The organism is Microbacterium sp. E-13, from assembly GCF_049912955.1.
Classification (GTDB): Bacteria; Actinomycetota; Actinomycetes; order Actinomycetales; family Microbacteriaceae; genus Microbacterium.
Map to the genome: position 1 here is coordinate 429,177 of NZ_CP183973.1, position 24,924 is coordinate 454,100.

The following is a 24,924-nucleotide window of genomic DNA, read 5'->3' on the forward strand; positions in this document are numbered from 1 at the left end:
TACTTTCGTGGCCGAACCCTAGGGCTTGTCGCCGAACACCTCGGTCTCCATCGCGTCGTACCCCTCCGCCTGCGGATCCCAGTGCGTGCCGCCCGAGATGGCGTACTCCTCCTCGGGCGAGAGCACGAGGCGGTGCCGGAAGTACAGCGCGAAGCCGATGAGGATGACGACGTAGACGATGCCGATGGCGATGATCGCCGGCTGGAAGGCCTCGTTGAGCAGGAACCCGAGGAAGATGAGCGCCGCGATGACCGCCGCGACCACTGCTCCCGGCACGCCCCACGGGCTGCGGTAGGGGCGGTTCGCGTTCGGGTACTTCCGGCGCAGCATGATGAAGGCGACCATCTGCATCAGGTAGGCGAGGACCGCGCCCCACACCGCGATGTTCAGGACGATCGCGCCGGCCACCGCTCCGGCGTTGTCGGGGTCGATGTTGGCGAGGATGTCGAGCACCACCAGCGCCACGAACCCGATGAGGGCGCCCACGAGCAGCGCCACCCAGGGCGTCTGGCGCTTGCCGGTCAGCGACAGGAACTTCGGGTAGTAGCCCGCGCGCGACAGCGAATACATGTTGCGGCCGTAGGCGAACATGATGCCCTGCAGCGACGCGAGCAGGCCGATGAGCGCGAAGAGCGCGAGCACGGCGGCGAGCTGGTCGCCGACGATCGCGCGGAAGCCGTCGAGCAGCGGCTCTGCGGAGACGCCCGTCGCCTCGGCGCCGAGGACGGCGGTGTTGAGGAACAGCACGAGCAGGCCGGTCACGATGAGGGTGCCGCGGGCCCAGAAGCCGGCGCGCGGGATGTCGCGGACGGGGTCGTTCGACTCCTCGGCTGCGAGCGGCAGCTCCTCGATGCCGAGGAAGAACCACATCGCGAACGGCAGGGCGAAGAGGATCGGCAGCACACCGTGCGGAAGGAACTCGGTCTGGCCCGGGTCGGGGGCGATGTTCCACAGCGAACCCCAGTCGAGCGCCGGCGAGAACAGCGCCATGACCGAGAACACCAGCAGGATGGCGATCGAGATGATCGAGACGACGATCGCGAACTTGAACGAGATGTGCGCTCCGGCGGCGTTCAGCGCGATGAAGATCGCGTAGAGGATGACCCACCACAGCCATCCCGGGAGCGACACTCCCAGCAGCTCGGAGGTGATGGCGTCGGCGTAGGCGCCCGAGAAGTACACGATCACGGCCGTCGTGGCGACGTACTCGATGGTCTCGGCGGCGCCGGTGACCAGGCCGCCCCAGGGGCCCATCGCCGACCGGGCGAAGGAGTACGCCCCGCCGGTGTGCGGCATCGCGGCGGCCATCTCGCCGATCGAGAAGATCATGCCGTAGTACATGGCGACGAGGATCACGAAGGCGATGACCATTCCGCCGAAGCCGGCGGCGTCGATGCCGAAGTTCCAGCCGGAGAAGTCGCCGGAGATGACGGCGGCCACGGCGAGGCCCCAGAGGCCCCAGATTCCGGCGGAGCGTTTCAGCGTGCGCCGCTGGAAGTACTCTTGGCCGGCTCGCGTATAGGTCGCACCGGCGACCTTCGCCGAACCGTCGGCGGACGATGCGGTGGATTCGGGCTGGGCTGCACTGCTCGCTTGGGACATCGGTTCTCCAAGGATTCGCGAAGGGAGGTGCGCTCGGGTCGCGCGGATGCGCTTGCCGCCGATTGTGGGCCCTATTGGTGGGCTGTGTCTACCTTTGCAGGCGATTTTGGTTAGAGTGTGCGGGTGACGCGGGTCTCGCGGATCCCACTCGCGACACGCGTCGCACGCCGATGCAGGAGGAGGAACGGATGCCGGGCAACCTCACCGTCGAACAGCTGAACGCCGGGATCGCGGCCGGCGACATCGACACCGTCGTCGTCGCCTTCGCCGACGCGCAGGGGCGCCTCGTCGGCAAGCGCGTCTCGGCGCGGCTCTTCCAGGAGGAGGTGCTGCCCCACGGCGCCGAGGCGTGCAACTATCTCCTCTCGGTCGACGTCGACATGAACACCGTCGACGGCTACGCCATGTCGAGCTGGGAGACGGGCTACGGCGACATGATGCTGCGGCCCGACGTCGGCACGCTCCGTCGGATCCCGTGGCTGGCGGGGTCGGCGCTCGTCATGGCCGACCTCACGTGGCAGAACGGCGACCCGGTCGGACAGTCGCCCCGTGACATCCTGAACCGGCAGCGGCGGCGTCTCGCCGACCGGGGGCTCGTCCCCTTCGCGGGAACCGAACTCGAGTTCATCGTCTTCGACGACACCTACCGGGAGGCCTGGGCCAAGGGCTACCGCGACCTCACCCCGTCGACGGACTACAACGTCGACTACGACCTGCTCGCCTCAGGTCGTCTCGAGCCGCTGCTGCGCGACATCCGCCTGTCGATGGACGGCGCCGGCCTGTACACCGAGGGCGTGAAGGGCGAGTGCAATCTCGGTCAGCAGGAGATCGCGTTCCGCTACGCCGAGGCGCTCCAGACCGCCGACCAGCACGCGATCTACAAGAACGGCGCGAAGGCCATCGCCGAGCAGCACGGCAAGGCGCTCACCTTCATGGCGAAGTTCAACGAGCGCGAAGGCAACAGCTGCCACATCCACCTCTCGGTGCGCTCCGCCGCGGGCGACGCGGTGATGTCGGGCGACGGCGCCTACGGCTTCAGCCCGCTGATGGAGCACTGGATCGCCGGCATCCTCGCGACGCTCCGCGAGTTCACGCTGCTGTACGCGCCCAACATCAACTCGTACAAGCGGTTCGCGAAGGGCTCGTTCGCTCCCACCGGCATCGCGTGGGGCATCGACAACCGCACGTGCGCGCTGCGCGTCGTCGGGGACGGCTCGTCGCTGCGGGTCGAGAACCGCGTGCCCGGCGGCGACGTCAACCCGTACCTCGGCATCGCGGCCATCATCGCGGGCGGCCTGCACGGCATCGAGCATGAGCTGCCGCTGCCCGACCGGCTGGAGGGCAACGCCTACACCGCGGGCGTCGACCACCTGCCGACCACCCTGCGCGAGGCGGCACAGCTGCTCGACGAGTCCGCCATCGCGCGGTCGGCGTTCGGCGACGACATGGTGGACCACTACCTGAACCAGGCGCGCATCGAGGTCGAGGCCTACGACGCCGCGGTGACCGATTGGGAGAGGGTCCGTGGCTTCGAGCGCCTCTGACGTCCTCCCCGGCCCGATCCGCACGCCGGTGATCGGCCTGACGACCTACCTCGAGCAGGCGAAGCAGGGGGTGTGGGACGTGCGCGCAGCGTTCCTTCCCCAGCAGTACTTCGACTCGGTGACGGCGTCGGGCGGCGTGGCGGTGCTGTTGCCTCCGCAGCCGGACCCGGATGCCGCCGCCGACGCCGTGCTCGAGGGCCTCGACGGGCTCATCCTCACGGGTGGCCTCGATGTGCAGCCGGAGCTGTACGGAGCGGAGCGGCATCCGCTCACCGATCCGCCACGTCCCGACCGCGACGCGTGGGAGCTCGCCCTCTTCCGCGGCGCCGAGGAGCGGCGGATGCCCGTGCTCGCGATCTGCCGCGGGCTTCAGCTCGTGAACGTCGCCCGCGGCGGCACGCTGCACCAGCACCTGCCCGAGGCGCTCGGCACCGAGCGTTTCCGCGTCGGAGGCGGGGTGTTCGCGGTGAACGAGGTCACGGTCGACGAGGGCACGCGCCTGGCCGGCCTGGTCGGGCCGGGCGAGCTCGAGGTGCACAGCTACCACCACCAGGGGATCGACCGCCTCGGCGACGGGCTCATCGCGACCGCGCACACCGAGGGCCTCGTGCAGGCGTTCGAGTCGGAGGGGGAGGGGTACGTCCTCGGCGTGCAGTGGCACCCCGAAGAGAATGCCGAAGACCGCCGGCTCTTCGCCGGACTGGTGGCCGAGGCATCCGTCTACGCATCCCGGGAGGTGCGCACCGCATGAGTGCCACGTTCACCGTCGTCAACCCGGCCACCGCGCAGCCGATCCGAGAGATCGCCCGGGCGGACGAGGCCCAGACGGATGCCGCGATCTCGCGCGCCGTCGCCGCGCAGCGCTCCTGGGCGTCGCTGCCGCCGGTCGCACGGGCCGATGCCCTGCGGTCGTTCGCGCGGGTGGTCGAGGCCCATGTCGAGGAGCTCGCACAGCTGGAGGTGCTGAACTCGGGGCACCCCATCGGGTCGGCGCGGTGGGAGGCCTCCCACGTCGCGCAGGTGCTGAACTTCTACGCCGGTGCCCCCGAGCGGCTCTCGGGGCAGCAGATCCCCGTCGCCGGTGGACTCGACGTGACCTTCCACGAGCCGTACGGCGTCGTCGGCATCATCGTGCCCTGGAACTTCCCGATGACGATCGCGTCGTGGGGCTTCGCGCCGGCGCTCGCCGCGGGCAATGCCGTCGTGCTGAAGCCCGCGGAGCTCACGCCCCTCACGGCCATGCGGCTCGGCGAGCTCGCGCTTCTCGCCGGGCTCCCCGAGGGCTTGTTCGAGGTGGTGACCGGGTCGGGTTCGGTGGTCGGGCAGCGGTTCGTGTCGCATCCCGACGTGCGCAAGGTCGTGTTCACCGGATCGACGCAGGTGGGGACGGATGTCGCGGCCGGCTGTGCCCGCCAGCTGAAGCCGGTCACGCTCGAACTCGGCGGCAAGAGCGCGAACATCGTGTTCGCCGATGCCGACCTCGAGAAGGCGGCCGCCTCGGCGCCGGGGGCCGTGTTCGACAACGCCGGGCAGGACTGCTGCGCGCGCAGCCGCATCCTCGTCGAGCGCTCGGCGTACGACCGGTTCCTGGAGCTGCTCGAGCCCGCGGTGCGGGCATGGCGCGTCGGTGACCCCGCAGACGAGGGCACCGAGATGGGGCCTTTGATCTCGGCAGCCCATCGGTCCACCGTCGAGGGGTTCCTCGACGGCGCCGACGTCGCCTTCCGCGGCTCGGCACCCGATGGGGACGGCTTCTGGTTCGCGCCCACCGTGGTGCTGGCTCAGCCCGGCGACCGCATCGCGCAGGAAGAGGTGTTCGGGCCCGTCGTCGCGGTGCTGCCGTTCGACGACGAGTCCGACGCCATCCGCCTGGCGAACGACACGATCTACGGCCTGGCCGGCTCCATCTGGACCGAGAACCTCGGCCGCGCCGTGCGCGTCTCCCGCGGCGTGAAGAGCGGCGTGCTGTCGGTCAATTCGCACTCGTCGGTGCGCTACTGGACGCCGTTCGGGGGCATGAAGGCCTCGGGTCTCGGTCGCGAGCTCGGTCCCGACGCCGCGGAGCACTTCACCGAGACCAAGAACGTCTTCTTCGCGACGGACTGAAAGGAAACAGCATGGATCTGACCGCGAGACTGAAGGACCGGGTCGCGATCATCACGGGCGGCGCTTCGGGGATCGGGCTCGCGACCGCCCGGCGGTTCGCCGCGGAGGGCGCGCGCGTCGTGATCGCCGACCTCGATCCGGCGACCGGCGAGCGGGCGGCTGCGGAGGTCGACGGCCTGTTTCGTCCGGTCGACGTCGCGGACGAGGCATCCGTCAACATGCTCTTCGACTCGGTCGCCGGTGATCTGGGCCGCCTCGACATCGCGTTCAACAACGCCGGCATCTCGCCCGCCGACGACGACTCGATCGAGACCACCGAGCTGCCGGCCTGGGACCGCGTGCAGGACGTCAACCTCAAGAGCGTGTACCTCTGCTCGCGGGCGGCCCTGCGGCACATGGTGCCGGCCGGCAAGGGCTCGATCATCAACACGGCGTCGTTCGTGGCCCTCCTCGGCTCGGCGACGTCGCAGATCTCGTACACGGCGTCGAAGGGCGGGGTGCTCGCGATGACGCGGGAACTCGGCGTGCAGTTCGCGCGCCAGGGCATCCGGGTCAACGCCCTGTGCCCGGGGCCGGTCAACACCCCGCTCCTGCAGGAGCTGTTCGCCAAGGACCCCGAGCGCGCACAGCGCCGGCTCGTGCACGTGCCGATGGGGAGGTTCGCCGACCCGGAAGAGATGGCGGCCGCCGTGGCGTTCCTCGCCTCGGACGACGCGTCGTTCATCACCGCGACCGCCTTCGTCGTCGACGGCGGCATCACCAACGCCTACGTGACGCCGCTGTAGGGTCGGCGCATGCTCGCAATTCAGGCAGGACGGCGGGAACGGATGCCGCGCCAGCGAGGCGCCGGAGCTGCGGCGCCGTCGAGCCTGAGTCATGAGCCCGAGCGCGGGGCGCGGCCATGAGCGACGCGCCACTGCAGGAGGTGCGCAAGGCCGTGTACCGGCCGGTGCGCGAGGGCAACGCGCTCGAAGACACCGTCGCGCGCCTCGTGCAGACCATCCGCCTCGGCGTCGTCGCGCCCGGGGAATCCCTGCCGTCCGAGCGGGAACTCGCCGTTCTCTACGCCGTCAGCCGCGACACCGTGCGCGAGGCCATCCGAGAGCTCGCCGACACCGGCTACCTCGTGCGCCGGCGTGGGCGGTACGGCGGCACGTTCGTCGCCGACCCGCTCCCGCAGCCCCCGCACCCGCGTGATGTGACCCCCGCCGAGCTCGAGGACGTCCTCGGACTCCGGCGCGTGCTCGAGGCCGGCGCCGCCCGCGCCGCCGCGGCCCGGACCCTCGACGCGTCGGCGCGCGGCGAGCTGTGGGCTCGGTACGAACTCGTGACCGAGGCATCCGCTCCCGACTACCGCCGGCTCGACACGCTGCTGCACCTGACGATCGCCGAGCTCGCCGGCATCCCATCGCTCGTCGCGCTCGCCGCCGAGAACCGGGCGCGCGTGAACGAGTGGCTCGACACGTTTCCGCTGCTGCCGCGCAACATCGAGCACTCCAACGTGCAGCACGAGCACATCGTGACCGCGATCCTCGCGGGGAGACCGGATGCTGCGGAGGCGGCGATCCTCGAACACCTCGCCGGTTCGGAGGCCCTGCTGCGCGGGTTCCTCGCCTGAGCCCGCATCGTTCCGGGGCTCACCGGGCGATTACGCTGGACGGGTGGCAGGCAAGAAGCGCGAGAACCGCGCGAAGGCGGGCAGGGCGAAGGAACCCCTGGAGTTCCGCAACACCCAGCTGGGTGACGCGCTGCAGACCCAGGACATGGCTGCCGTCGCGTTCGCGCTGCGCCATGGCCCGACGGTCGTGCCGCTGATGCGCCCCGGCCAGCGCGACAATCCGCTCGACGTGGGCGAGGTGTGGACCTATCGCGACCCGCGGACCGGTGATGTGGCGCTCCTGCTGTTCAGCGACGCCACACACAAGCCCGCGACCCTCCCGCCGGGCGTCGCGCTGCAGTCGCCGGCGTGGCTGCGGGCCTTCCTCGGGGCTCACGAGGAGGAGATCACCACGGTCTTCTTCGACATCGCGGGGCCGCATCCGCTGCAGGCATCGCCGGCCGACCTCATCGCCGCCCTCGACACCTGACGCGGCGAAAGCCTGACGCGCTGAGGCGCGATGCGGTGGTGCCCGGCGCTGGCATTGAGCGCCTCGACGGCGTCGAAAACAGGAGATCTGGCGGCTACAGGAGGAGGTGGCGGGTATCGACCTGTTCTCGCCAGATCTCCTGGTCTCGCCAACGCGAGAGAGTGACGGATGCCGCGACCCGGCGACACGCCGGACCGGACTTGCCAGTCGGGCCCCAGCAGGAGCAGACTCGCCGGGTGGATTTCCTGATCGTCGGAATCGTGTGCGCCGCCGGAATCGGCATACCGATCGCACTCGGGTTGACCGATCCGCATCGCCGCCGCCGCCCCCGCGGTCGCTGACCGCCCGCTCCGCGACCCACCCCAACCCCGGCCCCGGGACGGGGGACCGCCCGCTCCGGCGCCCACCCCAATCCCGGCCCCCGGACGGGGACCGCCCGCTCCGGCGCCCACCCCAATCCCGGCCCCCGGACGGGGACCGCCCGCTCCGGCGCCCACCCCAATCCCGCCCCCGCGGTCGCTGACCGCCCGCTCCGGCGCCCACCCCAATCCCGGCCCCGCGGTCGCTGACCGCCGCTGCGGCACCCACCCCAACCCCGGCCCCCGGACGGGGACCGCCGGCTGCGAGGGGTCAGAACTCGGGGATGTCCTCGCCGGGCCGCCCCTTCGCCCTCACCTTGACGTCGCGGACCGCCCCGCCGAGCGAGCCGGATCGGTGGTCGATGACGTCGCGATAGCCGAGCCGCGCTCCTTCGCTGCGCCGTTGCGTGGCCTGGGTGACCGGCCGCACCTCGCCGGCGAGGCTGAGTTCGCCGACGGCGGCGATGTGCCGGGGAATGGTCCAGCCTTCGACGGCACTCGCCACGGCGAGGGCGATGGCGAGGTCGGCCGCCGGCTCGGCGAAGCGCACACCCCCGACCGTCGAGACGTAGACGTCCTGGTCGGACGTCTTGATCTGCATCCGCTTCTCCAGCACCGCCAGCACCGTCGCCACGCGCGCGGCATCGACACCGTTCACGATGCGGCGCGGGTTGCCCGATTTGCTGTCGATCGTCAGCGCTTGCACCTCGACCGGCAGCGCGCGGCGACCCTCGAGCGCGATCGAGACGCACGTTCCCGGCTCAGTGCTCCCGTGGCCGAGGAAGAGGGCGCTGGGGTCGGGGACCTCGGCGATGCCCGCGCCGGTCATGTCGAAGCATCCGACCTCATCGGTTGGCCCGAAGCGGTTCTTGAGCGCGCGCACGAACCGCAGCGACGTCTGCCGGTCTCCCTCGAACTGGCACACCACGTCGACGAGGTGCTCGAGGATGCGGGGACCGGCGATCGAGCCGTCTTTCGTGACATGCCCGACGATGATCGTGGGCAGTCCGCGCTCCTTCGCGACGCGGATGAGCGTCGCCGCCACCTCGCGCACCTGGGACGGATGCCCCGCCATGCCCTCGGACAGCGCCGACGACACCGTCTGCACCGAGTCGACGATGAGCAGGTCGGGCGCGACGTCGTCGACGTGGCCGAGGATCGTCGCGAGGTCCGTCTCGCTCGCGAGGTAGAGCTCGTCGTGGAGCGCGCCGGTGCGCTCGGCCCGCAGCCGCACCTGCGCCGTCGACTCCTCGGCGCTCGCGTACAGCACGCGTCGTCCTGTCTGCGCGGACTGCGCTGCGACCTCGAGCAGCAGGGTGGACTTGCCGACACCGGGCTCGCCCGACAGCAGGATGGCGGCGCCCGGCACGAGACCGCCGCCGAGAACCCGGTCGAACTCGCCGACGCCGGTGGTCCGCCGCGGGGCGTCGGACGTGTCGATGCGCGTGATCGGCTGCGCCGCCCGCGCGGCGCCGGGCGACACCGGCGTCACCGACCGGAGGATGCCGGTCTGCTCGGCGGTCTCGACCACGGTGCCCCACTGCTGGCACTCGCCGCAGCGCCCCACCCACTTGAGGGTCGTCCAGCCGCACTCGGTGCACCGGTAGGGCGCGGTCTGCGTCGGGCGTCTGGCAGCGGGCATGTGGCCAGCGTAGAGCGGGCGTGCGACACGGCTCGCGCGGCGGGCCGGAGGCGCCGCGACTCCGGTGCACGCGAGGCGAGACGGATGCGGCCGGCCGCGGCATCCGCCCCCCTCGGAAGTCAGCCGAGCGCTTCCGCGAGCTCCTCGTAGATCGTCGGGGCGGGCAGGCCGCCGCCGTCGAACTCGATGTCGCTCGAGGTGATGACGACGATCGTCGAATCCTCGTCGTAGGAATGGAAGACCGACGTCGTGTAGCCGGGAATGGTGCCGGAGTGGCCCCACCAGCCGTTGGGAGCGTGACCCCAGGCGATCCCGTACCCGGAGGTCGCATTGTTGGGCGGCGGCGCTGAAAGGATCGAGTCCCGCCGCAGCTGCTGCATGTCGGGCGACAGGACCCCTTCGCCGGTGAACAGGGCGTGCGCCCACAGCGTGAGGTCTTCGAGCGTGGAGATGACCTCCCCTGCGGTGTTGCCGAACGACGGGTTCCAGTCGGTGGCGTCGGCGATCGTGCCCTCGGGCTGGCCCTGGACGGTCACGCCCTCGAAGCGCGGCTCGCTCATCGCCGCCGAACCGTCGGGGTACACGGTGTCGGCCATTCCGAGCGGCTCGAAGAGGCGCTCGGCGAACACGTCCGCGATGGGCTGAGACAGCACCTGCTGGATCACCATGCCGAGGAGGATGTAGTTGGTGTTGGAGTACACCCACACCTCGCCCGGCGCCCCGTCGAGCGGGAGAGTCTTCGCGAAGTCGAGCAGCTCCTGCGAAGTGAAGACCGTGGCCGGGTCGCCGAAGTAGGCGTTCTGCCAGTCCGTGTCGGTCGAGTACGACGGGATGCCGCTGGTCATGTCGGCGAGCTGGCGCAGGGTGGCCTCGCCGTTGGGGGAGTCCGGCACGTACTTCGAGATCGGGTCGTCGAGGCTGACGAGGCCCTCGTCGACGAGCTGCAGGAGGATGGTGCCCGTCATCGTCTTGGTGAGACTGCCGATGCGGGTGCGGTCGGTGGAGGTGGGCGCCTGTTCGACGTCGAGCGCGATCGATCCGGCAGTGCCGGTCCAGGTGCCCTCGGGTGTGATGACCCGGGCGATCACGCCCGGCAGCCTCTCGCCGATCGGCGCCTCGTCGAGCACCGCCTGCAGCGCGGCCGCCGTCTCGGCGGGCAACGTCTGCGCAGTGTCGGCGGGAAAAGCCGTAGGCATGGGCGTGGACGATGGGGCGGAGCATCCCGTGATTCCGAGCACGAAGACGACGACGGATGCCGCGACAGCTCGCCGCGTGTTCGAATGAGTCTGCGTAGCCACGATGACCCCCAGTCCGTCGTTGCAGGATGAGGCTATCGGTCGCGGGACGCCGCGAACAGAGGCCCCGCGGGCGTCAGCCGCGCAGCGAGTCGGCGACCTTCTTCAACGCGTCGGCAGAGGCGCGGAGGAGTTCCAGCTCCTTCGGGTCGAACTGCGTCTCGCGTACCGGAACGGCACCGGCGGCGCTCACGATCGCGGGCACCGAGAGCGCGACGCCGTCGACACCGTGGAAGTCCCGCAGCACCGGCGAGACCGGCATGACGGCCCGCTCGTCGCGGAGGATCGCCTCGATGATGCGTGCGCTCGACAGGCCGATCGCGTAGTTCGTCGCGCCCTTGCCCTGGATGACCTTGTACGCGGCGTCGCGTACGTCGACGGCGATCTGGTCGAGCTCGTCCACGCTCATGCGGTCTCCGCGAGGGGTGACCCATTCGAGGATCGGGACGGCGCCGATCGTCGCTTTCGACCACAGCGGGAACTCCGTGTCGCCGTGCTCGCCGACGATGTAGGCGTGCACGCTGCCGGTCGAGACACCGGCGCGTTCGGCGAGCTTCCAGCGCAGGCGCGAGGTGTCGAGCACTGTGCCCGATGCGAAGATGCGCTCGGGGGGCAGACCGGTGTCTTCCTGGGCCAGAACGGTGAGCACGTCGCAGGGGTTCGTGACGATGACGTAGATGGCATCGGGGGCCGCTTCGAGCAGCTGCGGCATCATCGTCTTCATGATGCGGGCGTTGACCCCGGCCAGTTCGATGCGCGTCTGCCCCGGATCCTGCTTGGCGCCGGCGGTGATGACGACGACGTGCGAGCCCTCGACGACCGACAGGTCGCTGCCGCCGATGATGTCGCTCGACCCGGTGAACTGCGTGCCATGCGCGAGGTCGAGCACCTCGGCCTCGACCTTCTGCTTCGCGATGTCGTAGAGCGCGACGTGCCGGGCTGACCCTCGGATGAGCGCGGCGTACGCGGCGCTCGAGCCCACGCTCCCGGCCCCGACGATGGTGACTTTCGAGTTCTCGATGACGGCCATGCGGCCAGTCTGGCAGGGGACGGATGCCGCGGGCCAGGGTCGGTGACCGGGTCTATTCCGGCGCGTCGGAGCCTATCCGCTGCGCAGCTGGGGCCGAGCGCTCAGGGTTGCGGATGCCGAGGAACGACGTGATGCCGCCGGCGATCATGAGCGCTGCGGTGACGATCGCGGCGCGATGGAAGCCCTCGAGGTCGAGTGCGCCGCCCACGATCGTGGCGAGGAGGGCGATCGCGATGAGTCCCGCCACGCGGGCCACGGCATTGTTGACGGCGGAGGCGATGCCGGAGCGCTCGGGCCCGATGTCTCCCAGGATCGCCGAGGTGAGCGGGGCGACGGTGAGGGCGAGCCCGATGCCCATCACGATCATGCTGGGCAGCACCTGCCACCAGTACGAGAAGTCGGCGCGGACGGTGAGGAGGAGCAGCGCCCCGATGCCCATCGTGAGGGGGCCGACGGTCATGAAGAAGCGCGGACCCCACCTGCCGCTCAGGGCGCCGACCCGGGAGCTGAACACGATCATGAGGATCGTGACGGGGAGGCTCGCGAGGCCGGCGAGGGTCGCAGGCAGGCCGGCACCCTCCTGGAGGTAGACGACGACCACGAGGCCGTTGAGCGCGATGGCGCCGTAGATGAAGGCCGTCGCCACGTTGCCTGTCCAGAAGTTGCGGACGCGGAAGAGATCCAGCGGCAGGATCGGGTGGCGCACGACTCGCTGACGCAGGAGGAACGCGACGAACAGCACCGCTCCGACGAGGAGCGACGCCCAGATGGCGGGGGAGCTCCACCCGAGGTTGGGCTGTTCGATGAGCGCGTAGACCATGCCGCCGAGGCCGAGTGTGCACAGGGCCGCCCCGAGCCAGTCGATGGAGGCGTCCTCGTGCCGCGTGTCTCGGAATCCGCCGCGCGCCAGCAGCGCGAGCGTTGCGCCGATCGGCAGCACGTTGATGAGGAAGGCCCATCGCCACGACGCCGTGTCGACGAGGACGCCGCCGATGAGCGGTCCGACGATCATGGCCGACGTCGTCATGGCTGTCCAGATGCCGATCGCCCGGCTCTGCGCCGCGCCGCTGAAGTTCGAGGTGATGAGCGCGAGCGAGCTCGGCACGAGGAAGGCTCCCGCCGCGCCCTGCAGGCCGCGCGCCACGATGAGGAACTCGGCCGTGGGCGCGGCCGCGATCGCGATCGACGCGATGCCGAACCCGATGAGGCCGATGCGCAGCACCAGCACCCGGCCGTAGGCGTCGCTGACCGACCCGGCGACGAGGATCAAGGCGCCGAGCGTGATGAGGTAGGCGTCGACGACCCACTGCTGCGTCGTGATGCCGCCGCCCAGCTCATCGCTGATCGCCGGCAGTGCGACGTTGACGATCGTGCCGTCGAGGAACGCGACGAACGACGCCAGCACCGCGATCCACAGCACGGACCGCTGTGTCGTGGTCGAGCGATCTCCCACGCCGGTCGCCGGGGCGGGCGATACGTGGTCCTCGGTCACGCACTCCACGCTAGACCCGGCCGCCGACATCGGCGCCGTCTGCCGGTGAGGCTGCGCGAACCGGCCGCCGGCCCCTACGATGACGGCAGAGCCGCAGCGAGGCGGCGCCGAGCCGATCCGCTGGAGAGCCGACATGTGCCGATGGCTGGCCTACACGGGGGAGCCGCTGCAGCCGGCGGTCCTCATCCTCGACGCCCAGCATTCGGTCGTCGCCATGTCGCAGAACTCGCCGCTCGGGGCCGAGACCGTGAACGGCGACGGCTTCGGCTTCGGCTGGTATCCCGAAGGCGGGGGAGAGACGGATGCCGCAGGCTCGCGGCATCCGTTCGTCTTCCGGTCCATCGAGCCGGCGTGGAACGACCAGAACCTCCGCGAGATCAGCCGGGCGGTCACGAGCCCGCTGTTCTTCGCGCACGTGCGCGCGGCGGGCGGACCTCCGATCCAGCAGACCAACTGCCACCCGTTCCGGCACGGCGAGTGGCTGTTCATGCACAACGGCCTGATCTCGCAGTTCGGCCTGATCAAGCGGGAGCTCGCGCTCGCCGTCGATCCGTCGCTGTACGCGTTGATCCAGGGCACCACGGACTCCGAGATGCTCTTCCACCTCGCGCTGACCTTCGGACTCGCAGACGATCCCATCGCGGCGATGGGCGCGGCGATCCGCCGGGTGGAGGAGGCCGGCCACGCAGCCGGTGTGAGGTTTCCGATGCAGGGGACGGTCGCCGTGTCGGACGGCGAGACGGTGTGGGCGTTCCGGTACTCGTCGCAAGGGCGCTCGCGTACCCTGTTCCATTCGGCCGACGTGCCGACCCTGCGGTCGATGTACCCGGAGTTCGAGCGCCTGTCGCTCTTCGGTGACCGCGCGCAGATCGTCGTCTCCGAGCCGCTCAACGATCTGCCCGGCGTCTTCCTCGAGGTGCCCGAGTCGACTGTTGCCGTGCTCGATCGGGACGGCTACCACCACGAGCCGTTCCTCGACGCATAGCCGTCTCGGGCTTGCGGAGGACCGGCGTCGCGGGGGGAATGCCGATCCGCGCCGATTCGCGGCATCCGCCGACGTGTCGTAAGCTTGTCGGCGGTGACGTGTCCGAGCGGCCGAAGGTGCAACTCTCGAAAAGTTGTGTAGGGTAACCCCCTACCGTGGGTTCAAATCCCACCGTCACCGCCACCGTCGAAGCCCCGCGAGCCCGTGGACATACAGGGATCGCGGGGCCTTTCGCATTCGTCCGAGTGGACCGTGCCCACATTTTGCCCACATTCGAGAGCGAACGATCCGGAATCAGGGAGTGTGATGTCTCAGGACATGGGTGACGGTTCTGTGTCAGGACATCGGTGACATTCGATGTCTCAGGACATCGGTGGCAGTTCTTTCGGCTTAGGGCCACGCGGTTGGCCGTTGCCGACGTAGCGGATGCCTGGTGGGGGCGTTTGATTGCCTTCTTCACGACCCTGATGGCGTCTCTCGAGGTCTCGCCGACGGCGGCATGGGAGGCGACGGCGTAGCGGGAGTGGTCGTCGATGAGCTGGAAGATCACACACTTGCGGCCGCCGGCGAGGACGTACTCGGTCGCGTCCAGTTGCCAGCATGCGTTGGGTGCGGGATACACGAACCGCCGATACGCCGCCCGCGGCTTCTTCCTCGGTTCGCGTTTCGCGGCGCCGGCGTCTCGGAAGATGCGGGCCAGCGACGAGATCGACGGTACCGGGGTCATCCCCAGCGTCGTCATCTTGTCGTGCACGCTGATCGGGCCGTGGTCCAGCCCGGACTCCTCCAGCGCCCGGCGCACCCCGAGAGCCTGGGCCTTGACGTCGTCGGCGATCGTGGTCGGACTCGCCTTCGGGCGTCGGCTGCGTGGTTCCAGTGCCGCGGCCTGACCCTCCTCGAGCGCGCGGTGGCGGATCGCGTAGAACGTCTTCCGCGAGATCGCGTGCTCCAAGCAGAACGTGGTCACCGCACCCCGGGGAGCGTCGGGCGGCCACTGCGCGATCGCGAGACGGACACGAGGATCGACGGGCTCAACGCGGCTCATCCCTCACATAGAGCCGAGAACTGTCACCACCAGCAATACCTGAACTGTCACCGACGTCTTGACCCGGATCCGTCACCGATGTCCTGAGACATGGCATCCGGAATCAGGGAGTTCGAGAGCAAGGCGGCAGTGTCGGCCGCCGATGCCGGCGCCTCGATGCTCGTGCTCGAGAAGGGGCCCGGGTGGGCGGGGGCACCGCCCGCTCGGTCGGCGCGCTGACCGCGGCGAACACGAGCGTGCAGCGGCGAGCAGACCTCGCAGGCCGCGTCGATCGGCTATTCGGTCGCGCTTGCCACTCTGCGCGACGTGGACTCGCGAACCATCGAGGACGCCTTGACTCGACTCAAGGATCAGGCTGTCGACGGCGCCGTCATCGTCGTGGAGGCTCACTTGATCGATCGGGACGTCCTCTCGCCCAACTGGGGTTTTCCGATCGTTGTGCTGGACTCGAGCGACAACTACGAGCTTCCGGTGGTCGATCACGATCAGGCGCAGGGCGCGCGGACCGCCACCGAGCACCTGCTCGGTCTCGGTCACCATACGGAGTGGCACGTCGGCGGCCCCCGCGCTCCCACTCAGCGTCACCCCAGCGTTGATCCGAATGGAGGGACTTCCCGCACTCGAGTGGATCGTGAACGCGGGGTCAGCGGTCGCGCTCCCCGGTGGTCGGCTTGAGATGACCGCTGGCTGAGCCTTCGTCGCCGAGCGCTCCGGTCTTCCATGTCGTCGCCCCATCGATGCCTGGCTTCGGCTCGGATAGACCGTCGATTCGCGTCTTGAACTGACCAAGGCCGTTGAGTTCCGCTTCAAGCCGGGCTTAGCTGCTATCGCCTGGGCGGCGACGCCGCTCGCATCGTTTCAGACGGACTCTCCGAGAACGTGGAGCGATAGGTGGCAGCGAATCTGCCCAGGTGTGTGAACCCCCAGTGGGCGGCGATCTCGGTGACCGTGAGGCTGCCCGGTTCCGCGTTCGCGAGCGCTTGATGGACCTTCTCCAGCCTCAGCTGCCGCAGGTACGCCATCGGCGTCGTGTCCAGGGATCGGCGGAAGCCCTCTTGAAGGCTGCGTACGCTCACGGAGACCTCGGTCGCGAGTTCGGTGACCGTCCACGGGCGGGAGGGGTCGTTTCGCAGCAGCTCCACCGCCTGCGCGACCGGTCGCATGCCGGCGGCCGGCGCGGGAGACACCAGCGCGGCTGAGAGATTGTGCTGCTGATCGAGGAGAAGAGTGTGCAGGAGTACCTGCTCTAATCGCTGAGCAGCGAGCGGGTGCGCCAGCAGTCCTCCGTCGGGGTGCTCCGACGCTTTGTCGATCGTGCGCAGCACCTGCATCACGACCTGCCCGCCCGGTACGTCGAGGTCCATCTCTCCGCTGAACTCGAGCGGGTGGGTCAGTGCGATACCGAGCAGGTTCTCGGCTTCAAGGTTCAACTGGTCCCGCGGGATCATCAGGGATAGTTGCGCGAAACGCTCCCCGGTGTCGATAGCGACTGGGCGTCCGGGCATGAAGACCCCCGCCTTGCGGGGCGTCGCGTAGATCGACTGCCCGAGGCCGGCTCGCATGGTGGCTCGCCCCGCCGTCGGGATGTCGATGTGATAGTGCTCGGCCTCCGCGGTCTCTAGGCGGAGCGCGTCGTTGAACCGCATATACCCGCAGGTGACTCGCCCCACCGTCAATGCGTTGAGCTTGAGATCCACGCGGCTCGACGCGCGTGCTGACGGGAAGTCCACGGGCAGGAAGACATCGCTGAGGGCCCGGCGGGCGTGTTCGACATCACGGCACGACGCGACACGTCGGCTCGCGAAGAGCTCGCCCTCATCGCCACCCATATCGCAATCCATTCTGACATCCCGGTCGACGCCCGGGGTCTTCTGCGCGAATCGGCTCCTCCGCCGCGCTGGACGGATATCGGCCGAACAATCGGCCCACGTAACTTCATCTACGCGCGTTGCTGCGCCGTAGATTTTGAGGAGCCAAAGTTGCCTGAGAGTTCGGGTCAGAACATCGACGTGCTGACGATCGGATCGATCCACTTCGATCAGCACCTTCTGGTGTCCGCGCTCCCGCGTAGCGGCGAGACGGTCATCGCACATGAGGTCACACAGGGCCTGGGCGGTAAGGGCGCGAACCAGGCGGTCGCGGCCGCGCGCGCCGGCGCTCGGTCGGAGATGGTCGGTTTCGTGGGTGACGACAGGACGGCTGCTGACGTTCTGCGCCGTCTAAATGCCCTCGGCGTGGGGACGGGGGGTGTCATCCGCGTCCGACGCACAGATTCCGGCGCGGCCACGGTGACGCGCGATGTCGAGGGCGCCAATCAGATCGTGGTCAGCCCGGGCGCAAGCGCGAAGGGCGAGATCTCCGACAACGCGCTGGCTGAAGTCATCGGTCGCGCTCGTGTGGTGGTCCTCCAGGGTGAGATCCCCGCTGCGATCACCCGACGTGCAGCGGTCATCTCCGCTGCGCGCGGGGTGCGGACGGTCATCAACCTCGCTCCCGTCGTCGACCTCGGCGAAGAACTCGGCGTCGCTGATCCGCTCATCCTGAACGAGATCGAGGCGCGGCAGCTGCTGGGAGCACGAGACGGCGCGGTGGATGATATCGAGCTGGCGAGGCGACTCGGTGACCGCGCCCGAAGCGTCGTGGTGACTCTCGGGGAGCGGGGCGCCGTGTTCTCTTCTCCGGACGGGACCCGTCATATCCCCGCGCCCGCGCCGGTCCGGGTGGTCGACACCACAGGAGCCGGTGATGCTTTCGTCGGCGCGCTTGCCGCGCGGCTGGCGCTCGGCGTCGATCTGGAGGGCGCTGTCCGCTTCGCGGTCGCTGCTGCCACCCGGACGGTCGAATCCGCCGGCGCAGCGGAGAGCTATCCGCACTTCGAAGAGGTGGTCATCCCGTGACGGCGAAGCGCGTGAGCCGCGAGGACGTGGCTCGGCTTGCGGGAACCTCTGTCGCCGTCGTCAGCTATGTGGTCAACGGTGGCCCACGCAACGTGAGCCCGGAGCGTCGAGCCCGGGTGCTCGCCGCCATCGAGGAACTCGGATATGTGCCGAACCCGATCGCCCGGTCGCTGGCAGGGAGTGGAACGGGCACCGCGGGGATGATCGTTCCCAACCTCGACAACAGCTTCTTCGCGGAGCTGGCGCTCGCCGTCGAGGAGGCGGCGCTCCAGTCCGGGCGATTGGTCTTCGTCGGAAACTCCGCCGAGAACCGGGAGCGCGAGACGGCATACGTCCAGTCGTTCGTGCGCCACCGCGTCGACGGGATGATCTTCATCGGTGTGAGCAAGCAGATGTCGCTGCAGTTCGCCGTGGACGCCGACATCCCCGTTGTCGTCGTGGACCGCCCGAATCCTCACAGCCTCATCCGCTCTGTGAGCATCGACCACGTCGAGGCGGCCGACGCCGCTACGAGCCACCTCCTCTCGCACGGGTATGACACGTTCGCGTGCGTGACGGGGATGGAGAGCACCTTCGTCAGCGATGAGCGTCTCGAGGGTTTTTCGACGGCGTTGCGCCGAGTGAACCTCGAAGCGAACGTCATCCTGCGTGCCGCGTACTCGTTCGCCGGCGGAGTCGAAGCGTGGGAGAGCCTGCGGAAGCAGGATGCGATGCCGCGTGCCGTGTTCTGCGCGAGCGACGACCAGGCGCGGGGGTTGGTGTCGGCTGCGATCGCAGACGGTGTATTCGTGCCGGAGCAGCTGGCTGTCGCCAGCATCGACGGAACGAAACAGGCGGCGACGCTCCGTCCCTCCCTGACGACCGTCCGCCAGCCCAGCTCCGTGCTGGCTCGCGCAGCCGTGCGGCGGTTGTTCGACGACAGCCAGACCGAGCTGCATTGGGAGATCCCCACAGAACTGATCATCGGCCGATCCTGCGGCTGCAGGCCCTGAGGCGAGGAGACACAGTGGTCAACGAATATCCCGCCGGCCCGCCGGCCGGAGCAATCACCCTTCGGATGGAGGGCATCGCGAAATCCTTCGGTGCCGTCGTGGCCCTGCGTGAGGGCAACCTCGCGCTGCGCGCCGGATCGGTGCACGCCCTCATGGGTGAGAACGGAGCCGGCAAGTCGACCATGGTGAAGATCATGGCCGGGCTGTACACCCCCGACGCCGGGATCATCGAGATGGACGGTGCGGAGGTAGCGTTCCGCAACACCGCCGAGGCGAAGTCGGCGGGCATCGCGATCGTGTACCAGGAGCCCACGCTGCTGCCCGATCTGTCGGTCATGGAGAACATCTTCATGGGCCGCTTCCCGCGCACGCGGGCCGGCAACGTCGATCGCGTCGGCATGCGGAGAGAGTCGCAGACGCTGTTCGCCCGACTCGGCGTGCACATCGACCCTGATCGCATCGCGGAGGGGCTGTCCATCGCCGATCAGCAGATCATCGAGATCGCCAAGGCCATCTCGATGGATGCCCGGGTTCTGGTCATGGACGAGCCCACCGCGGCACTGAGCCCCGCCGAGGTCCAGCGACTCTTCACGATCGCGCGCGCCCTGCGCGACGAGGGGTGCGCCATCCTCTTCATCTCGCACCGGTTCGAAGAGGTCTGGGACCTGTGCGACACCGTCACCGTGATGCGCGATGGCGCCTACGTGTCGACGAGTGCGCTGGCCGACACGAGCGAAGAGCAGATCGTCCGCCAGATGGTCGGCCGCGACGTCGAATCGCTGTACCCGCGCGGCGAACGCAACGCCGGCGATGTGGTGCTCGAGGTCCGCGGCCTGACCGCGCTCGGCGTCTTCCACGACATCGACTTCGATGTCCGGGCCGGAGAGATCGTCGGTCTGGCGGGGCTTGTCGGCGCGGGCCGCAGCGAGGTCGCACGAGCGGTCTTCGGAGTCGACGGGTATGACAGCGGCGAGGTGCGCATCAGCGGTGCGTCGCTGCGCAAGCATGACGTCACTGCGGCGATGAACGCCGGCATCGGACTGGTGCCCGAGGATCGTCGCCACCAGGGGCTGATCCTCGATTTCGGCCTCTCCCGCAACGTCGCGCTAGCCGTTCGCCGGACGCTCGCGAAGCTCGGCATCCTCACCGCGCCGCGCGAGAATGCGCTGGCGAGCACCTGGCTGTCTCGTCTTCAGGTGAAGGCGCGTGCGCTCGACACCCCCGCGGGAACTCTCTCCGGCGGCAACCAGCAGAAGGTCGTGCTGGCCAAATGGCTCGCCACGAACCCCAGGCTCCTCATCGTCGACGAGCCGACCCGTGGCATCGACGTGGGAACGAAGGCCGAGGTGCACCGCATCCTCGCCGAGCTGACTCATTCCGGGATGGCCGTCCTCATGATCTCGTCCGACCTGCCCGAAGTGCTCGGCATGGCCGACCGGGTCCTGGTCATGCGGGAAGGACGGCTGACCGACGAGTTCGGTCACGAGCACGCAACCGCCGAAAACATCATGTACGCAGCGACCCATGGAAGGGGGGCGCCGGTATGACCGTTCCCGCCCGCACAGACCGCGCGCGCGCCTGGCAGAGCGTAGGCGCCCGCGTCCTCACATCACGCGAAGCCGCGGTGGCGATCGTGCTGGTGCTGCTCATCCTCGTCGCCACCGTCCAGCGCCCCGGCTTCCTGTTCGGCGATGACGGCATCCGCGACCTGCTTCTCACGCCCGCGATCCTCGTGCTGCTGGCCGTCGCGCAAGCGGTTGTGCTCATCACGCGCAACATCGACCTGTCCGTAGCCTCGACGTTGGGCCTGAGTGCGTGGCTGGCCGGCACGATCGCGTCGAGTCTGCCAGGGGTCCCGCTGCCGCTCGTCGCTCTCGCGGCGGTAGGAATGGGCGCGCTCTTGGGCACCGTCAACGCGGTGCTGATCGCCCTCGTCGGTGCACCCGCCCTCGTCGTCACTCTCGGCACCTTGTACGCGTTCCGCGGCATCAACGTCATGTGGGCCGACGGCAAGACGATCAGCGCATCCGACATGCCCGCCGACTTCCGCTCCTTCGGCGTCGGTTCGATCTTCGGATTGCCGACCCTGAGCGTCATCGCGCTCGCGATCGTGGTCGTCGTCGCGTGGTACATGGGGTATCGGCAGAGCGGGCGCGAACTGTACGCGATCGGCTCGGACCCGTCTGCGGCAGTGCTGCTCGGATTGCCGTCCAGGCGGCTCGTCTTCCTCGCCTTCGTCGCGAGCGGCGCGATCGCCGGACTCGCCGGATTCCTGTACGCCGCTCGCTACGGGGCGGTCGACTCGCAGGCCGGCAGCGGCCTCGAGCTGAGCTCGGTCGCCGCGGCGGTCCTCGGTGGAGTCGCCATCTTCGGTGGATCCGGCACGGTGTGGGGCGCTGCCATCGGCGCTGTCCTGCTCATCACCATCAACCGCACACTGCCGCTGCTGGGCGTTCCCCAGTTCTGGCAGCAGGCCGTCGTGGGTGCACTCATCATCGGCGCGATCATCCTCGATCGGCTGCTGTCGCTGCAACGAGCCCGAAAGCTCTCTGCGATCCGGGAGAACAACAATGACTGACGTCCTCACCCGCCTGCCTGCCGCCGTGCAGCGAGGGTATCTCACGCATTCGCAACCGCTGTGGCGTCGAGCGCTCACGACCCACGACGCGGTGATGATGGTCATCCTGGTGATCGTATCCACCGTTGCGGTGAGCTCTATTCCGCGCTTCGGGACCCCGCTCACGCTCAGCTACCTGCTCCTGGACGTCACCCCGATCCTCCTGTGCGCGCTCCCCGCTGCGCTGATCCTCATTTCGGGTGAGATCGACCTGTCCGTGGCCAGCGCGGTCGGCATCAGCAACGTGATGCTCGGCTGGCTGTACGCGCAGGGAGCCGGGATCGAGCTGGCGATGGTCGCCGGAGTGCTGTGCGGCCTGGTCGTGGGTGTCGTGAACGGCTTCCTGGTCGCGGTGCTCGGGCTGCCGTCCCTGGCCGTCACGATCGGTACCCTGGCGCTCTTCCGGGGCGTAGCGGTCGGGATGCTGGGAACCGATTCGATCACGAACTTCCCCGTGGAGCTCAAGTCGCTCGCGAACGCGAACTTCCCCGGATCAGGGGTGCCGATCGTCACGGTCGTGCTTGTGCTCGCGATCGTCGTGTTCGGGATCGTGCTGCATCTGACACCCTTCGGCCGGTCGGTCGACGCCATCGGACGCGGACGTGACACCGCTCGGTTCTCGGGCGTTCGCACAGCCCGCGCCACATTCCTGTTGTTCGCCCTGAGCGGCCTCGTTGCGGGTCTGGTGGGAGTCTTCTACACCTTCCGGTACGGCAGCGCACGCGGAGACAACGCGGCAGGCCTCGAGCTCGCCGTCATCGCCGGAGTCGTGCTCGGGGGTGTCTCGATCTTCGGCGGTCGCGGCCGCATCGCGGGTGTCGTCGCAGGCGTCCTGCTCATCGGACTCATCCAGAGCGTGCTGCGCTTCCTCAACAACTCCGCTGACGTGATCAACATCGCCGTCGGCGGACTCCTCGTCCTCTCCGTCGTGATTCCGCTTCTCGCGGGACGGATTTCCCAAGCTGTCGCTACAGCGCGACGCCCGAGCCCCGCCTCCACAGCGGCGGGGCATGACACTCACCGAAAGGGAGACAAATGATGGAACGCTCAATGATGAGCCGCCGGTGGCGGATCGCAGCGGTAGCGATGGCGACCGCCGGAGCATTGGCACTCGCCGGCTGCACCGGAACGGATGGCGGCGACGCAGCGGGGTCGGACGGCCTCAGCGTGGGCTATGTGCCGAAGATGCTCGGCAACCCGTACTTCGATCAGGCCGGCCTCGGTGCCGAAGAGGCGTCCGCGGAGCTCGGTGGCGAGTACGTCAAGGTGGGCCCGGAGGTCGGTGCCGCTGATGCGCAGGTTCCGTACCTCAACACCTTGGCGCAGCAGGGGCGCAACGGCATCGTTCTGTCCGCGAGCGACCCGAGCGCACTCGGCCAAGCCCTCTCGGCGGCGCGCGACAACGGTACGAAGGTGGTCACCTTCGACTCCGATGTCGACCCGGAGTACCGTGACCTGTTCGTCTCGCCCGTCCCCGATATGGCCCTGTCCGAGGCGATGGTAGAGCTGCTGGTCGACCAGATCGGGGAGACCGGTGAGTTCGCGGTGCTGGGCGCCTCACCCAACGCCAAGAACCAGAACGCCTGGATCAGCGGCATCGAGGAGTATGTCGCGGAGACCTACCCGGGCCTGAAGATCGTGGAGACCTTCTACGCCAACGATGACGACCAGGAGTCGTTCGACAAGACCGCGGCGGCGCTTCAGAACCATCCGGGTCTCGACGGCATCATCTCAACGTCGACGGTCGGCACGGCCGCGGCCGGTCGTTACATCTCTGAGTCGTCGTACGCGGGCAACGTCGTGCTGACCGGCATCGGCATGCCGAACGCGACCCGTGCATACCTGGAGGACGGCACCATCGAGAGCTTCGTGCTCTTCGACCCCGCCGACATGGGGTGGGTCGCGACCTACGCCATCCAGGCGCTCCTCGACGGTGACATCACCGGTGCCGCGGGCGACACGTTCACCGCCGGCGAGCTCGGCGAATACACGATCGAAGAGGGAGGGATCGTGCAGGCCGGCGAGCCCATCGTCTTCAACCTCGACAACATCGATGAGTACGACTTCTGACGGTCGCTGGTTGCAGGTGCGCCACTCGCGGGAGCGCATCTGCGACACCATCGCGCGAATCGCGCTCTGCGCCACCGTGCTCATCGCGCTCGTGGCAAACGCCTCAACAACCATTTCCTGAACACGAAGGAGAACAATCATGGCTAAGACCCGTATCATCCTCGACACTGACATCGGCACTTACTACGACGACGCTGTCGCCGTCATGTTCGCGGCACAGAGCCCTGAGCTCCAGGTCGAGGGCGTCACCGTCTGCTACGGCGACACCCACCTGCGTGCGCAGATCGCGGCGAAGGTCCTCGAGGTGTGCGAGCGCACCGACATCCCGGTCTTCAAGGGCATCGGCGTCCCCATGCGCGACGAGGCCCTGATGTTCGGATTCGAGGGCGACGGCATCCTCGAACCGGGCGAGGAGCCTGCGTACGACGAGCGGCACGCTGTCGACTTCATGATCGAGACGATCATGAACAACCCGGGCGAGATCACCGTCGTCACCCTGGGCACGGTCTCCAACATCGCGCACGCGATCATCAAGGAGCCGAAGGTCGTCGAGAACATCAAGGAGCTCATCATGATGGCGGGCGTGATCGTCCCCATCGTCGACGAGAAGGGCGTTCGTCGCTCGCCGGTCGAGGAGTACAACTTCAACAATGACAAGATCGCGGCCGAGCTCGTCATGAACTCCAAGATGCCGATGACCCTCATCCCCATCGACGTCACCCTGGGCGCACCTCTCCTCGACGAGGATCTGGAGCGCATCCGCCAGTCGGACAGCCCTATCGCCAAGCTCACGACGCGCATCTTCGATCTGTGGCCGCCGCAGGAGAAGCTCATCTACACCGCGGTCGGCATTCCCACCGAACACACCGCTCTGTGGCTGCACGACCCGCTCACCGTGATGCACGCGTTCAACCGCACGCTGATGACGACGTACCCGCTGCACATCAAGACGGAATACAACCTGTCGCCCATCGAGCGGGAGATGTACATCCACAACGGCAACGGTCGCCAGGAGATGCTGAGGACCAACCCCAAGAAGCTGCCCGCGAACATGGATGTCGCGCTCGAGGTGGACGGCAAGGCTGTGAGCAAGCTGTTCGCCGACCGGTTGGCGGCACCCAACGGTCTCGGTCTGTCCTGACACCCGCCGTTCTGGAGCCG

Annotated in this window: 22 protein-coding genes, 1 tRNA gene and 1 pseudogene; 17 read left to right on the forward strand and 7 right to left on the reverse strand. The window is 68.7% G+C overall.

The window, feature by feature from the left end:
* Positions 1-18: 18 nt before the first annotated feature.
* Positions 19-1,602 carry an amino acid permease gene (locus ACN9MP_RS02030; protein WP_426323481.1) on the reverse strand — a complete coding sequence of 528 codons (1,584 nt, stop codon included), beginning with the start codon at positions 1,600-1,602 and terminating at the stop codon, positions 19-21.
* 188 nt (positions 1,603-1,790) lie between these two features.
* Between ACN9MP_RS02030 and ACN9MP_RS02035 the strand changes: the two genes are divergently transcribed.
* The 6 genes from ACN9MP_RS02035 (at position 1,791) to ACN9MP_RS02060 (ending at position 7,339) form a co-directional block, all read left to right on the forward strand.
* Positions 1,791-3,146, forward strand: a complete 1,356-nt coding sequence (locus tag ACN9MP_RS02035) for a glutamine synthetase family protein (protein ID WP_426323483.1) — start codon at positions 1,791-1,793, stop codon at positions 3,144-3,146.
* Positions 3,127-3,897: a gamma-glutamyl-gamma-aminobutyrate hydrolase family protein gene (locus tag ACN9MP_RS02040; RefSeq protein ID WP_426323485.1), complete on the forward strand. Its 771-nt coding sequence runs from the start codon at positions 3,127-3,129 to the stop codon at positions 3,895-3,897. The genes ACN9MP_RS02035 and ACN9MP_RS02040 overlap by 20 nt, the downstream gene beginning before the upstream one ends.
* Positions 3,894-5,252, forward strand: a complete 1,359-nt coding sequence (locus ACN9MP_RS02045) for an aldehyde dehydrogenase family protein (protein ID WP_426323487.1) — start codon at positions 3,894-3,896, stop codon at positions 5,250-5,252. The genes ACN9MP_RS02040 and ACN9MP_RS02045 overlap by 4 nt, the downstream gene beginning before the upstream one ends.
* Before the next feature lie 11 nt (positions 5,253-5,263).
* Positions 5,264-6,037, forward strand: coding sequence for a 3-oxoacyl-ACP reductase (locus ACN9MP_RS02050; protein WP_426323489.1), 774 nt, complete (start codon positions 5,264-5,266; stop codon positions 6,035-6,037).
* A gap of 116 nt (positions 6,038-6,153) precedes the next feature.
* Positions 6,154-6,870, forward strand: a complete 717-nt coding sequence (locus ACN9MP_RS02055; protein ID WP_426323491.1) for a FadR/GntR family transcriptional regulator — start codon at positions 6,154-6,156, stop codon at positions 6,868-6,870.
* 43 nt (positions 6,871-6,913) lie between these two features.
* Complete coding sequence (locus tag ACN9MP_RS02060) at positions 6,914-7,339, forward strand: dehydrogenase (RefSeq protein WP_426323493.1); 426 nt, start codon at positions 6,914-6,916, stop codon at positions 7,337-7,339.
* Between the two features lie 630 nt (positions 7,340-7,969).
* Here the strand turns inward: ACN9MP_RS02060 and radA are convergent.
* The 4 genes from radA to ACN9MP_RS02080 all read right to left on the reverse strand — a co-directional run bounded on the left by radA (position 7,970) and on the right by ACN9MP_RS02080 (position 13,118).
* Positions 7,970-9,340, reverse strand: coding sequence for a DNA repair protein RadA (gene radA / locus ACN9MP_RS02065; protein ID WP_426323495.1), 1,371 nt, complete (start codon positions 9,338-9,340; stop codon positions 7,970-7,972).
* A 119-nt stretch (positions 9,341-9,459) separates the two neighbouring features.
* Positions 9,460-10,638, reverse strand: coding sequence for a serine hydrolase domain-containing protein (locus ACN9MP_RS02070; protein ID WP_426323497.1), 1,179 nt, complete (start codon positions 10,636-10,638; stop codon positions 9,460-9,462).
* 73 nt (positions 10,639-10,711) lie between these two features.
* Positions 10,712-11,665, reverse strand: a complete 954-nt coding sequence (locus ACN9MP_RS02075) for an L-lactate dehydrogenase (protein ID WP_426323499.1) — start codon at positions 11,663-11,665, stop codon at positions 10,712-10,714.
* A 52-nt stretch (positions 11,666-11,717) separates the two neighbouring features.
* On the reverse strand, positions 11,718-13,118 hold the full coding sequence (locus ACN9MP_RS02080) for an MFS transporter (protein ID WP_426326161.1): 1,401 nt from the start codon (positions 13,116-13,118) through the stop codon (positions 11,718-11,720).
* A 118-nt stretch (positions 13,119-13,236) separates the two neighbouring features.
* Between ACN9MP_RS02080 and ACN9MP_RS02085 the strand changes: the two genes are divergently transcribed.
* A complete protein-coding gene (locus ACN9MP_RS02085; protein WP_426323500.1) occupies positions 13,237-14,142 on the forward strand; it encodes a class II glutamine amidotransferase in 906 nt (301 codons plus the stop codon).
* Between the two features lie 92 nt (positions 14,143-14,234).
* A tRNA-Ser gene (locus ACN9MP_RS02090) sits at positions 14,235-14,325 on the forward strand.
* 259 nt (positions 14,326-14,584) lie between these two features.
* On the opposite strand, the pseudogene ACN9MP_RS02095 reads toward ACN9MP_RS02090, so the two are convergent.
* Positions 14,585-15,187: pseudogene (locus ACN9MP_RS02095) on the reverse strand (DDE-type integrase/transposase/recombinase); the annotation flags it as partial.
* Between the two features lie 90 nt (positions 15,188-15,277).
* Between ACN9MP_RS02095 and ACN9MP_RS02100 the strand changes: the two are divergent.
* Together ACN9MP_RS02100 and ACN9MP_RS02105 are read left to right on the forward strand one after the other, a co-directional pair.
* Positions 15,278-15,406, forward strand: a complete 129-nt coding sequence (locus ACN9MP_RS02100) for a hypothetical protein (RefSeq protein ID WP_426323502.1) — start codon at positions 15,278-15,280, stop codon at positions 15,404-15,406.
* A gap of 87 nt (positions 15,407-15,493) precedes the next feature.
* Positions 15,494-15,862, forward strand: coding sequence for a hypothetical protein (locus tag ACN9MP_RS02105; RefSeq protein ID WP_426323504.1), 369 nt, complete (start codon positions 15,494-15,496; stop codon positions 15,860-15,862).
* Between the two features lie 149 nt (positions 15,863-16,011).
* Here ACN9MP_RS02105 and ACN9MP_RS02110 read toward each other — a convergent pair whose 3' ends face one another.
* Positions 16,012-17,028 (reverse strand): AraC family transcriptional regulator, encoded by a 1,017-nt coding sequence (locus ACN9MP_RS02110; RefSeq protein WP_426323505.1) that lies wholly within the window; start codon positions 17,026-17,028, stop codon positions 16,012-16,014.
* Here ACN9MP_RS02110 and ACN9MP_RS02115 point away from each other — a divergent pair.
* The 7 genes from ACN9MP_RS02115 (at position 16,951) to ACN9MP_RS02145 (ending at position 24,904) form a co-directional block, all read left to right on the forward strand.
* A complete protein-coding gene (locus ACN9MP_RS02115) occupies positions 16,951-18,084 on the forward strand; it encodes a ribokinase (protein WP_426323507.1) in 1,134 nt (377 codons plus the stop codon). The two genes, ACN9MP_RS02110 and ACN9MP_RS02115, sit on opposite strands and share 78 nt — an antisense overlap.
* Positions 18,081-19,076, forward strand: coding sequence for a LacI family DNA-binding transcriptional regulator (locus ACN9MP_RS02120; RefSeq protein ID WP_426323509.1), 996 nt, complete (start codon positions 18,081-18,083; stop codon positions 19,074-19,076). The genes ACN9MP_RS02115 and ACN9MP_RS02120 overlap by 4 nt, the downstream gene beginning before the upstream one ends.
* A 65-nt stretch (positions 19,077-19,141) precedes the next feature.
* Positions 19,142-20,623: a sugar ABC transporter ATP-binding protein gene (locus tag ACN9MP_RS02125; RefSeq protein WP_426326163.1), complete on the forward strand. Its 1,482-nt coding sequence runs from the start codon at positions 19,142-19,144 to the stop codon at positions 20,621-20,623.
* Entirely contained in the window at positions 20,620-21,654 is a 1,035-nt protein-coding gene (locus ACN9MP_RS02130) for an ABC transporter permease (protein ID WP_426323513.1), read from the forward strand. The genes ACN9MP_RS02125 and ACN9MP_RS02130 overlap by 4 nt, the downstream gene beginning before the upstream one ends.
* Complete coding sequence (locus tag ACN9MP_RS02135; RefSeq protein WP_426323515.1) at positions 21,647-22,732, forward strand: ABC transporter permease; 1,086 nt, start codon at positions 21,647-21,649, stop codon at positions 22,730-22,732. The genes ACN9MP_RS02130 and ACN9MP_RS02135 overlap by 8 nt, the downstream gene beginning before the upstream one ends.
* Positions 22,729-23,763 (forward strand): rhamnose ABC transporter substrate-binding protein, encoded by a 1,035-nt coding sequence (locus ACN9MP_RS02140; RefSeq protein ID WP_426323517.1) that lies wholly within the window; start codon positions 22,729-22,731, stop codon positions 23,761-23,763. Before ACN9MP_RS02135 ends, ACN9MP_RS02140 begins: the two co-directional genes overlap by 4 nt.
* Before the next feature lie 139 nt (positions 23,764-23,902).
* Positions 23,903-24,904 carry a nucleoside hydrolase gene (locus ACN9MP_RS02145; protein ID WP_426323519.1) on the forward strand — a complete coding sequence of 334 codons (1,002 nt, stop codon included), beginning with the start codon at positions 23,903-23,905 and terminating at the stop codon, positions 24,902-24,904.
* Positions 24,905-24,924 lie beyond the last annotated feature (20 nt).